At 63.1% G+C, this 13,392-nt stretch carries 16 protein-coding genes; 3 read left to right on the top strand and 13 right to left on the bottom strand.

The features are described 5' to 3' along the window. Window positions 1-5 precede the first annotated feature (5 nt). The 13 genes from BHE75_RS10000 to BHE75_RS09940 form a co-directional block, all read right to left on the bottom strand. On the bottom strand, window positions 6-350 hold the full coding sequence (locus tag BHE75_RS10000; RefSeq protein WP_015460420.1) for a hypothetical protein: 345 nt from the start codon (window positions 348-350) through the stop codon (window positions 6-8). Between the two features lie 42 nt (window positions 351-392). Next, complete coding sequence (locus BHE75_RS09995) at window positions 393-803, bottom strand: barstar family protein (RefSeq protein WP_015460419.1); 411 nt, start codon at window positions 801-803, stop codon at window positions 393-395. Further along, a complete protein-coding gene (locus BHE75_RS09990; protein ID WP_139181695.1) occupies window positions 793-1,530 on the bottom strand; it encodes a DUF6683 family protein in 738 nt (245 codons plus the stop codon). The genes BHE75_RS09995 and BHE75_RS09990 overlap by 11 nt, the downstream gene beginning before the upstream one ends. 148 nt (window positions 1,531-1,678) lie before the next feature. Beyond that, window positions 1,679-2,065, bottom strand: coding sequence for a type II toxin-antitoxin system VapC family toxin (locus BHE75_RS09985; protein ID WP_015460417.1), 387 nt, complete (start codon window positions 2,063-2,065; stop codon window positions 1,679-1,681). Beyond that, window positions 2,062-2,295, bottom strand: coding sequence for a type II toxin-antitoxin system Phd/YefM family antitoxin (locus tag BHE75_RS23230; RefSeq protein WP_015460416.1), 234 nt, complete (start codon window positions 2,293-2,295; stop codon window positions 2,062-2,064). Before BHE75_RS23230 ends, BHE75_RS09985 begins: the two co-directional genes overlap by 4 nt. A gap of 105 nt (window positions 2,296-2,400) precedes the next feature. Further along, window positions 2,401-2,658: a hypothetical protein gene (locus BHE75_RS09980; protein WP_343053909.1), complete on the bottom strand. Its 258-nt coding sequence runs from the start codon at window positions 2,656-2,658 to the stop codon at window positions 2,401-2,403. A gap of 61 nt (window positions 2,659-2,719) precedes the next feature. Continuing rightward, the gene (locus BHE75_RS23225) at window positions 2,720-3,619 is read right to left on the bottom strand and encodes a LysR family transcriptional regulator (protein ID WP_084653085.1); all 900 of its coding nucleotides are present in this window, start codon (window positions 3,617-3,619) and stop codon (window positions 2,720-2,722) included. A 176-nt stretch (window positions 3,620-3,795) separates the two neighbouring features. Then, the gene (locus BHE75_RS09965) at window positions 3,796-5,001 is read right to left on the bottom strand and encodes a type II toxin-antitoxin system HipA family toxin (protein WP_015460411.1); all 1,206 of its coding nucleotides are present in this window, start codon (window positions 4,999-5,001) and stop codon (window positions 3,796-3,798) included. Between the two features lie 35 nt (window positions 5,002-5,036). Continuing rightward, complete coding sequence (locus BHE75_RS09960; RefSeq protein WP_015460410.1) at window positions 5,037-5,330, bottom strand: helix-turn-helix domain-containing protein; 294 nt, start codon at window positions 5,328-5,330, stop codon at window positions 5,037-5,039. A gap of 161 nt (window positions 5,331-5,491) precedes the next feature. Further along, window positions 5,492-6,442: a FecR family protein gene (locus tag BHE75_RS09955; RefSeq protein ID WP_187294015.1), complete on the bottom strand. Its 951-nt coding sequence runs from the start codon at window positions 6,440-6,442 to the stop codon at window positions 5,492-5,494. A gap of 62 nt (window positions 6,443-6,504) precedes the next feature. Next, on the bottom strand, window positions 6,505-7,047 hold the full coding sequence (locus BHE75_RS09950) for an RNA polymerase sigma factor (protein ID WP_015460408.1): 543 nt from the start codon (window positions 7,045-7,047) through the stop codon (window positions 6,505-6,507). After that, on the bottom strand, window positions 7,044-7,829 hold the full coding sequence (locus BHE75_RS09945) for a secretin and TonB N-terminal domain-containing protein (RefSeq protein ID WP_084653083.1): 786 nt from the start codon (window positions 7,827-7,829) through the stop codon (window positions 7,044-7,046). The genes BHE75_RS09950 and BHE75_RS09945 overlap by 4 nt, the downstream gene beginning before the upstream one ends. Further along, complete coding sequence (locus BHE75_RS09940; protein ID WP_070933761.1) at window positions 7,826-8,482, bottom strand: energy transducer TonB family protein; 657 nt, start codon at window positions 8,480-8,482, stop codon at window positions 7,826-7,828. Before BHE75_RS09940 ends, BHE75_RS09945 begins: the two co-directional genes overlap by 4 nt. 185 nt (window positions 8,483-8,667) lie before the next feature. On the opposite strand from BHE75_RS09940, the gene BHE75_RS09930 reads away from it, so the two are divergent. The 3 genes from BHE75_RS09930 (at window position 8,668) to BHE75_RS09920 (ending at window position 13,375) form a co-directional block, all read left to right on the top strand. Further along, the gene (locus BHE75_RS09930) at window positions 8,668-9,615 is read left to right on the top strand and encodes a helix-turn-helix domain-containing protein (protein ID WP_187294014.1); all 948 of its coding nucleotides are present in this window, start codon (window positions 8,668-8,670) and stop codon (window positions 9,613-9,615) included. Between the two features lie 413 nt (window positions 9,616-10,028). Next, complete coding sequence (locus tag BHE75_RS09925; protein ID WP_015460404.1) at window positions 10,029-11,621, top strand: ShlB/FhaC/HecB family hemolysin secretion/activation protein; 1,593 nt, start codon at window positions 10,029-10,031, stop codon at window positions 11,619-11,621. A 2-nt stretch (window positions 11,622-11,623) separates the two neighbouring features. Further along, complete coding sequence (locus tag BHE75_RS09920) at window positions 11,624-13,375, top strand: DUF2341 domain-containing protein (RefSeq protein ID WP_070933760.1); 1,752 nt, start codon at window positions 11,624-11,626, stop codon at window positions 13,373-13,375. The last annotated feature ends 17 nt before the right edge of the window (window positions 13,376-13,392 follow it).

Raw genomic sequence — 13,392 nt, 5'->3', positions numbered from 1 at the left:
TCATATTAGTGGATATTGTGGACATCACAACCCGACGTTCCATCGCTGATGCACCAATCTGAACTATCCCGATCGCTGTTTCGGTTGCCCATGAAAGCGTCGAATCGCGCCTTGCCGTCGGCTTCGGCGATTGCGATCTCGGCATTGGCGCATTCCTGACCCCGCACCGTGCCTGCGGCGCATTGCACGACGATCTCGCGCGCTTCGTCGAGATGGGCTTCGAAATATTGCGTGCCGCGCGCCTCCCCGGCAGGGGCCGCCAGGCTTGCGCCCTGACTGGCGGCGGGTGCGCTATCGACCGGTATAAGGACAGGTCGCCGCACAAGGCCCGATCCGAAGCCGATCGCCAAAGTGACTATGCCATCGTGACCGCTGGCCCGATCTGATCGCGTCTAATTTTTGGCCTGAACCTCGATGCGGGGATGACCGGCCAGGATCTCGCAAATGATGTCGAAATAGGTTGCACCTGCGCCCCGTTCCAAGGCGGCGAGATCGTCATTGATGCGGGCGACGTTGTACCGATCGGGAGCGTCCAGTTTTGCGCGGTAATAAGCCCGCGTCGCTTCCAGCCCAAGATCGGTGCGGTTTTTCTCCATGCCCCGCCAGATCAGGACGACAGGGCCGCTCCCCTGCAAGGCGCCGTAACCCCCATAGAGCATGTCATCGAGCGCATCGAGGCTCGGCCCCAGCTTCCAATCCCCATTGCCCATGAAGACGCGGTTGATCTCGTCATAGAAGGACGGGATGTCGTGGATATTGCTTCCCTCGATGACGAAGGTTGCAGGCGTCGAGCTATCGTTCAAGAATGAAGCCCCGGCTTGTCAGCTGCATCCGATCGGGATTCAGGCCGGAAGCGACGAGCGCCTGACGGGCGGAGCGCCCCAGCGCGTCGATGGTCACCTGATCCCGCGATTTCTGCGCCTGCTCGGAGGCCAGGTCCATCAGGATCGCCTGATACAGCAGGGTTTCGGCAAACTCCTGACGCCGGGCCGGCGTGTCGAGGCGCGCGGCGGCAAGGTCGAACGTCGAAGCTGTTTGCATCCGCGCACCTGTAATCGCGGAACGCGGTGGCGGCGTGGTGAGCCCTTTTGCAGCGCCCCACATCGCCAGGCGATAGATGGTCACTGCGTCGATGACGTCGCCCGACCGCAGACCGAAGGACGACAAGGCGCGATCCCCCATGGCGATAAGGTCGTGCCGCGCGAAGGTGGCGGACAATTCTTCACCGGCGGCTTCGTTCTGCCGCGTCACGGCTGCGACGAGCTTTTGTTGCACGGTGCGGCGGACATTGGGATCGACCCGATAGGTCGCATCCATCCGTGCTGGCGCCGGGGGCGTGCCGCGCGCTCCGTTTTCGCCTTCCTCTGCCGGATTGACAATCATGTGCTGCCGCATCGTGGCATGGACCTGATTCATCGCCTCGGATGCCGCGAGATTGTTCCAGTCCTGCGCGGCGGCCGGCGTCGCAAACAGTGGAAGAGCAAGGAAGGCCGCGAGAACACGCATTTTAAGTCGATTCCGATCCAACATCAGTTCTGCTCCATAGCGCCCTGCATCGGCTGCGGATCTCAACAGTCAGTCGTTAACCTCACGATCCGCCCGCACGGTCGGATTCTTTTGTTGCGGGTCTGTGACTGCATCCTGCTGGAGATTGACCTTCACCTTCGAGGACGAAATCCTACCAGAGCCGCTTCACTGCGAAGCTATCGAACAGTGCCTCATTCGACACGAGGAGCATATCCTCCGATTGAGCCTGAGCGATCAGAAAACGATCAAAGGGATCCTTGTGGGTGATCTTCATCTCACCCGCCAGTCTGGCGTGGTGAACGGTAATCGGCAGTTCGGTAAACCCTTGGGATGCGACGATCGTCTCGAACTCCTGCGCCAGAAGCGCCGCGTCGGGCAACTTCCCGATCCGAAACTTCGTTGCGACTTCCATCGCCGAAGCCGCGCTCACGGCGACGCTGTTCACATCGTCGGCGATTGCATCGCGGGCGATCTCGCTAAGTGCTTGATCCCCCGCGAGCCACCAGATCAGAGCATGGGTGTCGAGAAGAAGTTTCACCCGAGATCCCAACCCTTCAATTCGTCGTCAGGCAAAGGTTCATTGAAACGGTGATCCATTGCGATCTTGCCCTTTAGCGCTCCAAATCGACGTTTCCCAACAGGAGCAACGGGGACAAGGCGCACAACAGGCTGACTCCCGCGCGCGATCACGACATCACGGCCATCGAGAGCGGCGGCGATGAGTTTGGACAGGTTGGTCTTCGCGTCGTGAACAGAGAACTGAGCCATGGGTATCTCCCTTAGCTAAGAATATAGCTAATTTGACGGCTCTCAACAAGACGCTCCCTGTATAAACGACGCGTCTGGGTGGATGCGGCGGATCAACGCTTCCCTTTATCGCCCCATGAAGGCGTCGAAATTGGCCTTGCCGTCCGCCTCAGCCACAGCGATGTCGGCATTCGCGCATTCTGCCCCGCGCACCATGCCGTCGCGGCATTGCGCGATGACTTGGCGGGCCTCGTCCAGGTTGGCCTCGAAATATTGCGTTCCCCTCGGTTCTGATGATCCTACCGCATCGGCCCCCGGCAATAGCACCGGGCGCAGGACGAACCCCGAACCAAACCCGATCACGAGCGCGACGATCGCGATCACCAATGACTTTGCGGGCATCCGGTTATTCCTTTGCAATATCTGTGGGAACGGGAGCGCCGGATCAGGCATCCGGGTAACGCTCGCGGATGAGCCCGAGGAACCGACGCAGCGCGGGACTTGTGTCGTCGCTACGCCAGTAACAGCCATAGTCGATCCGGGCCTGGCCGGTCGGCTCATGAACCTCGCGGAAGATGATGCCCGGATGATTGACGCCCAGCGCCGATTCCGAAACCAGTGTCAGAAACCAGCCTGCGGACACCATCGCCAGAACATTCTCACGGCTGACATCCTGAGTTTCTACGTCGGGCTCGTAGCCTGGCTCAGCGAGACGGGCCTGAAGGAGGCGAACCAGGTCAGGGCCGGGATCTTGTGTGCCGAGGACGAAAGTCTGGCGGCGCAGATCGTGCCAGTAGATTCTCTCCGTCTCGACCAGCGGATGTTCGTCAGGCAGGGCGACAAGGACGCGTTCGGACCAGAGTGGGCGGCGTCTGACGCCAGGATCGCCAAGGTCGCCGGTAACGACGGCTAGATCGATCACTCCGGCGTGGAGCGCGTGATGCAGAAAGCCGCGATCCCGCTCGACGCCATTCAATCGCACATCGGGAAACCGGCGCTGGAACTCGACGATCGCGAAGCGCAGATCGCCGGCGGTCAGTGAACTGCAAAAGCCGATGGTCAGTTCACCCGCATCACCGTTCCGCATGGCGCGCGCTCGCGTTTGCAGAGTCTCGACCTCCGTGAGTATCCGACGGGCGGTGGCGATGATCGGCAAACCCTCTGGCGTCACGAACGCGCCGCGGGTCCGGCGCTCGAACAGTTTCACGCCGAGGCGGTGTTCCAGGAGCAGCACATTTCGGCTGAGCGTCGCCTGTTTGATCCGCAGCAGCGCCGCAGCCCGTGAAAAGCTTCTGGTTTCCGCAGCGAGCACTGCGTAGCGCAATTGTTTCGTTTCTAACGGCACGACCGACCTCCCCGATGGAGGAAGGGAGGGATGTCCGGGACAGTCTGCCGGTCCGCCCCCGAGATCCGTTGCTCACATCACTTCCTCCTGACTGAAAGACCAGCGCAGGCGGCTGCAAACGAAACGGATTCTGTCATTGAAACGAAATAATTAACCTTGTCAGCTCATCAGGGCGTTCAATCCGTCAGGATCTGCACCATGGTCCTTACATGAGCATCGATCCGCTCCAGCACGGATGGAGGAACGACGTCCCGTTCTGGCAAGGTCCACCAGTGCTTGTCGATCCGATGGACTGTCTCGGCCACGGCTTTGAGTACGGCGGGCTCTGGAAGTCTTGCCCGGTTGGCGAAGGCCTTCCACCGAGCCGGTCCCAGTGCCTTGAACGATCGCTCACCGCCAAGCGACAGCGCCAGGCCATCTGAGGGAATATAGGGAACCGTTGAAAGCGTGTCGTAGATCGGCGCCAGTGCTGGGGTGTCGCCCGCGCCCGGATAGATCAACGACCAGTTCTTGAGATGCATATCTCCGTTGCCCATCACAGCCGAGAGGGTCAGTCTGCGGACGAATTCCAGCGCGGCGAAGGATGAGATTGCGACGTTCAGCACCGAAGCGATGTCGTGGAAGGCGGCCCCGTCATATTTACGTGCGGGATAAAGGCCGAAGATCTGCGCGAAATCTTCGATATGGACGCGCCGTCCATTCGCCGTTCGATCGAAACGGCGAACGAGGAGAACTTGCCCTTCGGCAAGCGTATCAAACTCTTCGGGTATCCCCTCAAACTGGTCGCGGCTGAGAAGCTCCCGCTCGGGCACGTTCATCCCGATCGCTTCGGCGAGCGCGAGGTTCGCGAACTCATTTTCCGACACGCCCGGAAAGGCGGTGGACGGGAATTTGGCGATATATTGCCCTTCGCCGTCACCAAGCGGCAGCGTCAGACCTCCGCCCTTGCCGGTGTTCTTCATCACCGACAGCTTCATTTGCACGCCCGCCAGCGAAAAGCGCACCTTGCGCGGTCCATCTGTGGTTCTCGTCGCGACGCTGGCTTGTCCGTCGGAGGGCAATACGCGCACAGCGCCGGGCAGATCAACGCCGAGCGCCGCCAGGAGATCAAAATCATTGCCCGGCCGCACATTGCCGGCATGGTGCCTCTCCATCGCTGCGCGCAAATGGTCTTCGGGCAGGAGGTTGGCGAAAAAAGGCGGCAAGGCGCCAGAGACGGGACGCGCGTCTTTACGCAAGCCCCCCGAAGCGGAGCGAAGGGACAGGCTCAGGATCGGAACACCGCCGGTCGCGCGATAGGCCGGATCAAGGCTGAAGGCGCTGAAATCACCGGGTGTTCTGACGATCGTGCCGACCTTCACATCCCTCAGCAACACATCCATGCAGGTTATCGTCTCAGCGGTTGGCAAGGCTGTCATCACCGCTCTTCCGGTTGCGGGCTGAAGGCTGGGCGATCATCCTCTGTTTCCGGATGTAAGAGCGCCGCCACAGCCGGCGCCATTGCCTGGGGCACCAGCATCATTTCGAGGCCGACGGCCCGGGCGATGTTGATCAATGTCGTGGCGCGCGCCGCTGCAGCCCCTGTCTCAATGTCGCGATAGCGTGGGCGTGATATGCCGGCGAGATCGGCGACTTGTTCCTGGGTCAGGCGCGCGGCCTGCCGGGCGCGCCGAAGGTGGTCGCCGATCTCTTTCAACGTGCCATCTTCCATTTGATACCTTTACGGATCGATCGACTCATAATTGGTCCGAATAGGTATCACATCGACGAAGTGTAATCAATCAAAGATACTAAAACATATCATTTATACACCGAATGGATCGTTTTCAGATCATTGCGCGCGTTCGAGGCGCGGGAATGGCCGGAAGTGGGTTAGCTCATGACCACCACGCCGCCGGCGAGATGGCGGGCGCGCAGGTTCAGCAATTGCTCGATCTGCGGGACGGCTTCCTCGATCCGGTTGGTGTGGAAGATCGCATTGACCTCAAGGCCGCCCAGCGCCGTATTGGCGAGCACAATCTTGCCCGAACGGTAGAGATTGATCTGGTCGACCACCTCGGCCAGCGACGCGCCTTCGAAGATCAGCAGGCCCCGCCGCCAGGCCGTCGCCTTGGCGCCATCGATCTCGCTGCGCCGTGTTCCGCCGTCGGCTGCGACGAACACCTGTTCATTGGCGCGCAACATGATCGGCCGATCGCCGCCAAGGCATGTCACCTCTCTATCGACACAGGCGATGCGAACGCCGCCATCGAGGCGCTGGACGTTGAAGCTGGCGCGCCGTGTCGAGGCCTCCACTGCGCCTGCCTTCACCCGGAACGGCGCACTGCGTTCCCCGGCGGTGATGAAGGCCTCGCCGACCACGAGACTGATGCCGTTTGCACCGTCGCGGGTCGTGTCGAGCAGGGATATGGCGGTGCGGGAATTCATCTCCACCTTGACGCCGTTTACGGGCGCAAAGGCGTATCGCTGCCCGATTGCGGTCCGGTGGTCCGCGGTGAGCTCGGCAAAGGAAGGCCAGAGGCCGAGCGGCGGTCGGGCGACGCCCAGCGTCAGTGCGGCGAGCGCTGCCGTGCCGCCGCCGGCCAGAACAGCGCGGCGGCTCACCATGGCGGGCTTCTTGTTGTGCTTCGCCGCGACGGCGTAATTGCGCACGCCGGCAATCTCACGAAAGGCGGCCTCGTGCGCCGGGCTGGTGGCGCGCCATGCCGCAAGCCGGGCGGCATCGTCGTCCGTCGCTGCGCCGGAGGTCAGGCAGACGAGCCAATCGGCCGCTTCGACGAGCAGGTCGTCGGCGTCATCTTCACGGATCTCCCGATCCGTCATCGGCAATCCGAATCCAACGGGCGCGGCCATTGCGCGGTCTGCATCCTCAATTCTTTCTCCTCCTATCGGGTAGACACGCGAGCGGCCCGCTCAGCGAAAGGGTTTTTTCGCCGGGTACGACGCGCGCAGTGCAAAATGGCGCCGCGCAGGTCCATCTGGATCAGCCGCACCGTCACGCCATAGTGCTCGGCGAGTTGCTCATGGCTCATCGTGCCGGTGAAACTCTCAATGAAGACGTGGCGCTGGCGGGGCGTCAGTTCACCCAGCACTTTCCAGACATGGGCGAGTTCGCTGCGCGCCAGGGCGATCCGTTCCGGGCCGGGCGCGTCATCGGGGATCGACAATATGTCTTCGATATCCTGGCTGCCCAATACGCGGCGCTGTTTCGCCGACAGGGTCGCGGCCATGTTGATCGCCGCGCGATAGATATAGGCGTCGGGGTCGTTGACGGGCGCGTCATCTTTGAGATCGCTGAACTTGATCCAGGTCTCGTGCAGCGCTTCGCCGGCCAGGTCCTGCGAGCCAAGACGCGCGGCCAGGCGATCGCGAATTTGGGTGTAGCGGAGCGCCAGCGTTGTTTTGAGACTGGCCCGCGTCGCGCTCATTGACGCCGCCTCCCACCAGGCCGCGCTTCACGTCCCGCAAAACGGTCGGTTTCCACTTCGAAGCGCATCGACCGGCTTAGCCCCTCGGGCGGCGGGCTGCTGATAAGCGTGCCGAACAGGATCTGGCGGACGCGGGCGTCCCAATCAGGTTCGGAACTGCCGCGCATCAGGCGCACCTCATCGATGCGGCCGGTCGGATCGACGGAGACGGCGATCTCGATGCGAAAACTACGCCCCTCATAGGCGCCGTCGCGCTTCAGGCGCTCGAAGATTTCCGTCTGAACGCGCTGGGCATAATGGTTGTAGGCGCTCGGATCGCGGCGACCGACCAGGCGCGGCGCGCGAACTTCCGCCATGTCGAGATGGAGCGCGGACGGGCTGGCCGTCACCGCATTTCCGGCCCGGTCGGTCGGTGGCGGCTGGCCCGCGACGAAAATCACCGCGGAGTTGGGGCCGGTGAAGCGCGCCGAGAGGCCGGTGCCTTGCAGCAGATGCCGGAGCGCGGCAGGCGCGGCATAGACGCCGCTGAGCGGTGTGGACTGCCGCGCACCGGCGAGGCTTTGGCGATAGATGATGTTGACGCCGCTCACGGTCGCAAACTCGGCAATCGCCTGCGCCACGGGTTGGGCGGGAATATCGTAGCGCCGCTCTTGCATCGCCGGCGCTGTCTGGGCTGCCGCCGCCCCGGCCATGCAGATCGTGAAGACGATGGCGGCAACGAGCAGAAGCCCTCGTCCGCTTCGCCTGACTGCAATGAAAGGGATGCGCGCAACCCTTGTCATCCGAGCCTGAAGGTCACCGGGAGGACGACGCTGAGCTGGCCGGGCCAGCCTTCCGGGAAAGCCGGGAGGGGCTGCGCGCGCATGACCGCGGCCACCGCTTCCCGGTCGATGTCGGTGGCGCCGGAGCTTTCTCCAACCCAGGCCTCGATCACTCGCCCCTCACGCGACATGGTGAAGTGCAGCATGACCACGCCCTCGCGGCCTGCATCGCGCGCACCGGCGGGATAGAGGCGGTAACGCGCCAGATGAGCCTCTAGTCGCCGGCGATAAGCGAGGACATCGGCGGTCGGGAGATTGGCCAGATCCTGTGCGTCGCCCTGCGCCTCGGCACTGGCGCGCATCCCATCTGACTCAGGCCCGGCAGCGCGCGGCAACGGGTCAGGATCTCCGGTCAGGCCGGACGCCTCCGGGGGGCGTGGTTGCGACAGAGCCTCCGCCATCTCGCCGCGCTGGGGCCTGTCGTCGCGAGCGCGTCCGTCCGCGGGATCAAGGGGGATGAGTTCGACGATCAGTACCGAACCGCGATCGCCGCCGGCGACGTCGCGAACAGGCGTGCCCTTATCCCAGGCCCATAAGAGAGCAGCCCCCATGGCAGCGTGCATGGAGAGCGAGGCGAGCCAGCCTATCAGTCGTGTCGAGACCTCCCGACTCATCGTGCGTCTGTCATCCCACTGTCATTCAAATGCTCAGCCCGTAGGCAGAAATTATCGCGTCTTCGTGACAGCTGGCCGGGCGGCAGAATTCTTTCGCGATGCCGGGCTGAAGAAAAATGCCTCGAAGCGAAAAAAGTCTTTCGTTCGATGTCGCGAGATTGGTCTTCCAGTCGAGGACCATGACCATGAACCCGAATATGGCCATCAGATTGGAGACGCATGACGCGGATAACAGGGCGATCGCCTTGCCATCCGTGCGTGCAGTCGCGCCCCATCGTCACGCGGTTGCCGTCCGTGAAGCGGCACGCCCGGCGGTCTTGCGGCAACGCTTCAAGCTCGGTCCGCTCGACTTCGATTATCGGGCTTTTCCGCGCCAGCGCGTTGTTGCGCTCTCCTCCACCGACGCGACCGTCCACATCGTCATGCCGATCACCGGGACGGCCGTGGTGGTGACGGAGGGGAAAGCGCAGACGCTCAGCGCTGGTTCGGCGCTGCTCCTTGGCGCCATTACACGGACGGCCGTTGTCTGCGCCGCCGGTTCGAGCGCGCTCTTCCTGCATATTCCGCGCGCCGCCATCCAGTCGGCCGCCTCGCGCGTGCTTGGCAGTCCGCGCCGTCTCGCGGCGATCGATCATCTGTTCGGCTGGTCTCTCGACGATCTGGGCGCCCAACTGCCGCGCGCTTCGGTTGCGGCGGAGCCCGGCCAGGACGATCGCGTGCTCGAGCAGCGCACGCTTGATGGACTGGTGAAGCGGTTGCGCGAGGATGCGGCTGCTGACACGCTCTTTCCCGTCGCGCGCTCGGTGCAGCGGGCCGTCGAGCATATCCGCGCCAACCCGCAGCACAGTTGGACGATCAACGATTTGGCGCCGATGGTGGGCGTGACGCCTGGCACCTTGCGCCGGAACTTCCGAACCTGCCTTGGAAACACCGTTACCCAGCTCGTTCAGCAAATCCGCATCGAGTGGGTGAGAGCCCGCCTCGAAAGCGTGACCGAAAGCCGATCTATCAGCGACATCGCGCTCGCCGCCGGCTTCGGCGCGCCAGGCGTGATGAGCCGGACCTATCAACGTCACTTTGGAGAAACGCCGAGCAAGACCCGCGCGCGGGCCTTTCGCGCCATGCGCGACTGAACCTTCCTCCCGCCCCTGGGAGACAATATTCTCTTCAGCGTCCCGACGAATAGTCAGGGCGCAATTTCTGCTGCAATGAAGTAAAAATACAATATTATTCGACATAAATTACTATCAAGTGATTCGCCTGTGGCATTACGATAATACGTATACCAGCGATCCCTGTAACACAACTTACATACTAAACGACCTAGGCGAGACGAAACGCATTTGTTCATGCGTTATGTCTTGAGACTCTCCCGCATCCCTTCTTAAGAGCGCATCGACAACTGGCGCTGCAATGCAGCACGAATCTTTGCGTGCGCCAGCCATGGGACGACAGCGACCGATCGCCGTTCGGCTCCAAGCCGTGGCGGCGCTTCCGGCAGGGGGTACAGGTTTTGAGGTTTGAAAAAGATCACCGGCGTCGCGCTGTGAGCCATGTCGCGCTTGCCGTCGCCATAGGCCTGATCGCAGCCCCGGCATTCGCCCAGGACGGTGTGGCCGGCGACGCCACGGGCGCGCCCGCCGATGCAGGCGCTCAGTTCGACATCATGGCGTTTCAGGTGAAGGGCAACACCGTCCTTGCGCCTGACGATGTCGAGCGGGCGATCCTGCCCTTCATGGGGCCGGGACGAAGTGAGGCCGATGTGGAGGCCGCACGGGCGGCTTTGCAGAAAGCCTATGAGGATGCCGGCTATGTGGCGGTCTCTGTCTATGTGCCTGAACAATCCGTCGACGGCGGGGTTCTGCAACTGGCTGTTCAGCAACAGGCCATCGGCCAGCTGCTCGTCGAAGGCGACACGGGACGCGCCGATGCTCTGCGCGCGATGGCGCCCTCGGTCGCGCCGGGCCAGACGCCCAACCTGACCGCCTTCCAGCGCGATGTCGTCGCGCTCAACAGCAATCCCAATCGCCGCGTCACGCCGGAACTACGTGCCGGCGAAGCGCCCGGAACGCTCGATGTCGTCCTCAAGGTCGAGGAAAGCTCGCCGTTCCATGCCTCTGCGGAGCTCAACAATTTCAGTTCATCGGCCACGACCGATCTGCGGGCGTCCGCGACAATCCGCTACGACAATATGTGGGGACGCGGGGATTCCCTAAGTCTGTCCGCTCAGACCGCCCCCGAGCGCACCGACGACGGCACCGTCTTGTCCGGCAATTATCTGATGCGGTTGGGGCAAGGCACGCAGCTCCTGCTCTATGGGGTCCATTCCGACAGCGACATCGCGGTGGTCGGCGGGACCAATGTCGTCGGCAAGGGCAACATGATCGGCGCCCGGCTGATCCAGTCGCTCGGGTCCAGCGAGGGCTTTTATCATTCGCTGACGCTCGGTTTCGACTGGAAGGACTTTAAGGAGGATGTGATCCTCGGTTCCGACCGTGCGTCCGCCCCGATCGAATATTTCCCGGTCATGGCGAGCTGGCGCGGCGACTGGGCGGGCGATCGCTCGAACAGCAATATCACCGTTTCGGGCACCTTCGGCATCCGCGGTCTCGGCGATCCCTGGGAGCGCTTCGACGCCAAGCGTTACATGGCCCGCCAGAGCTTCATCGCCTTGAAGCTCGACGCGGAGACCACGCGGACGTTCGGACCCGATCTTCAGCTCAACGCGCGGTTCTCCGGCCAATGGTCGCCCGATCCGCTGATCTCGAACGAAGGCTTCTCGCTCGGCGGCATGTCGAGCGTGCGCGGCTATTATGAGTCCGAGGCGATCGGTGATTATGGCTTTGCCTATCAGACCGAACTGCGCTCGCCGGATTTAGGCCGGATGCTCGGCAGCGAGCTCATCAATGAGCTGCGGTTCCACGCCTTTATCGACAGTGGCTATGTCGGCATCCACCAGCCGCTCGAAAGCCAGCTTGCGACCCGCAACACCTGGCTTTCCAGCGCCGGCCTCGGCGCACGGCTCAAGCTCTTCAACCATCTGACCGGCGCGATCAACGCCGGTGTTCCGCTCAGGTCGGGTTCGGAATCCGAGTCCGGCGACATCTTCGTTCGCTTCCGCATCCAGGGGGAATTCTAATCATGTCCGTTATTGCACGTCTCAAAAAGGGTGCGGTTGCCGGTGGCGTCGCGCTGGCCGCGACTGTCGCATTCGCCGCTCCGGCTCATGCCTGGTGGGAGGCCGATTACAGCTATCGCACCAGGATCAATCTCAACGTCGACGCCGCCGGCATCACCGGCGAAGTCACGCGCGCGCCGGTGCTGGTTCGCCTGCACTCGGGCAATTTCAGCTTCAAGGATGTGAAGGCGGACGGTTCCGACCTGCGCTTTGTCGCTGGCGACGATCGCACGCCGCTCAAGTTCCACATCGAGCGCTGGTCGCCGCAGGACGAGCAGGCGCTGGTCTGGGTTGATGTCCAGGGACTTCAGCCGGGTCAGGCGTCCGCGATCTATGCCTATTATGGCAATGAAAGCGCGGCGGCTGCGCAGGATGCAGCCGGCACCTTCAGCGCCGACTATCGCCTTGTCTATCACTTCGACAACGAGGGAGCTCCTCGGGACGCCACCGCCAATGGCGCCCACGCCACTGGCGGAGAAGCGCGGAACGCGGGCGGCCTGATCGGATCGAGCCTCATTCTCGATGGCGCGAACCCGGTGACGCTGCCCGCGTCCGCCTTCGCTTCCGGCCCGCTTTCCATCAGCTTCTGGGTAAAACCCTCGGGCGATGGCGCGATCTTCAGCCTGCCGGGTGCGGTGAGCCTCGTCGCGGAAGGCGGCCAGCTGTTCATCGACGCCAATGGGACGCGCAGCAATGGCGGCGCTCTGGCGGCCGATAGCTGGGCCAATGTCGCGCTGGTGAACGACGGCGCCAAATCGACCCTCTACATCAATGGCCAGCCTGCGGGCGAAGTGGCGGGCGCGCTCGCGGCTGCGACCGGCGCCGCCGTCATCGGTCAGGGCTTCACCGGCGAGATCGACGAATTCCGCGTGGCCGGCGCGGCTCTGCCGCAGAGCCTGTTCCAGCTCGCCGCCGCCNGTGAAGGCCAGGCCTCGCGTCTGGTGACGACCGATACGCCCCAGCAGGTCGAGACCGGCGGCGGCCACAACCATTTCGGCATTCTCTTCTCGGCGCTGACGCTCGACGCCTGGATCGTCATCATCATCTGCGCCTTCATGCTCGCGATCGCCATTGCGATCATGATCACCAAGGGCTTGCTGATCAGCCGCGTCCGCAGCGCGAACGAGGCCTTTATCGACGCCTATAGCCAGCTTTCGCGGCGCGCAGGCGATCATGATGGCCTCCCGGCGTTCGATCCGGGCAATGCCGCCGCGGAGTCCACGCTCGGTCGTCTCTACAATATCGGGCGCCGCGAGCTCACCGAGCGCCTGCGTGAAGGCAAGGCCACCGGCTCTCGCTTTGCGATCCGCGCCCAGTCGATCGCGGCGATCCGCTCGGCCCTCGACGCCGGACGCGTCCGCGAAAGCCAAAAGCTCAACTCGAAGCTGGTGCTGCTGACCATCGCCATCTCGGGCGGCCCCTTCATCGGCCTGCTCGGCACGGTGCTGGGCGTCATGATCACCTTCGCGAGCGTTGCCGCTGCCGGTGAGGTCAACATCAACGCCATCGCGCCGGGTATCGCCGCCGCGCTGCTCGCCACCGTGGCGGGCCTTGCCGTCGCGATCCCGGCGCTGTTCGGCTACAACTATCTGCTCAGCCGGATCGAAGAACTCACCGCCGACCACGACATCTTCGTGGACGAGCTGGAGAAGCGCATCGCCGAGACCTGGCAGGACACGCCGGCTCCCGCACCCGTCCCCGCCAAAGCGGCCTGACCCCAACTTAAGGAGAT

This window comes from Edaphosphingomonas haloaromaticamans (genome assembly GCF_001853345.1).
Lineage (GTDB): Bacteria > Pseudomonadota > Alphaproteobacteria > Sphingomonadales > Sphingomonadaceae > Sphingomonas_E > Sphingomonas_E fennica.
This window is presented reverse-complemented; position numbering and strand designations above follow the sequence as displayed.

Bases quoted from the DNA above. Each gene is read 5' to 3' on its own strand.
- BHE75_RS09990 (WP_139181695.1), bottom strand. From the start codon at position 1,530: ATGTTGGATCGGAATCGACTTAAAATGCGTGTTCTCGCGGCCTTCCTT.
- BHE75_RS23230 (WP_015460416.1), bottom strand. From the start codon at position 2,295: ATGGCTCAGTTCTCTGTTCACGACGCGAAGACCAACCTGTCCAAACTC.
- BHE75_RS09965 (WP_015460411.1), bottom strand. From the start codon at position 5,001: ATGGATGTGTTGCTGAGGGATGTGAAGGTCGGCACGATCGTCAGAACA.
- BHE75_RS09960 (WP_015460410.1), bottom strand. From the start codon at position 5,330: ATGGAAGATGGCACGTTGAAAGAGATCGGCGACCACCTTCGGCGCGCC.
- BHE75_RS09955 (WP_187294015.1), bottom strand. From the start codon at position 6,442: ATGACGGATCGGGAGATCCGTGAAGATGACGCCGACGACCTGCTCGTC.
- BHE75_RS09950 (WP_015460408.1), bottom strand. From the start codon at position 7,047: ATGAGCGCGACGCGGGCCAGTCTCAAAACAACGCTGGCGCTCCGCTAC.
- BHE75_RS09945 (WP_084653083.1), bottom strand. From the start codon at position 7,829: ATGACAAGGGTTGCGCGCATCCCTTTCATTGCAGTCAGGCGAAGCGGA.
- BHE75_RS09940 (WP_070933761.1), bottom strand. From the start codon at position 8,482: ATGAGTCGGGAGGTCTCGACACGACTGATAGGCTGGCTCGCCTCGCTC.
- BHE75_RS09930 (WP_187294014.1), top strand. From the start codon at position 8,668: ATGAACCCGAATATGGCCATCAGATTGGAGACGCATGACGCGGATAAC.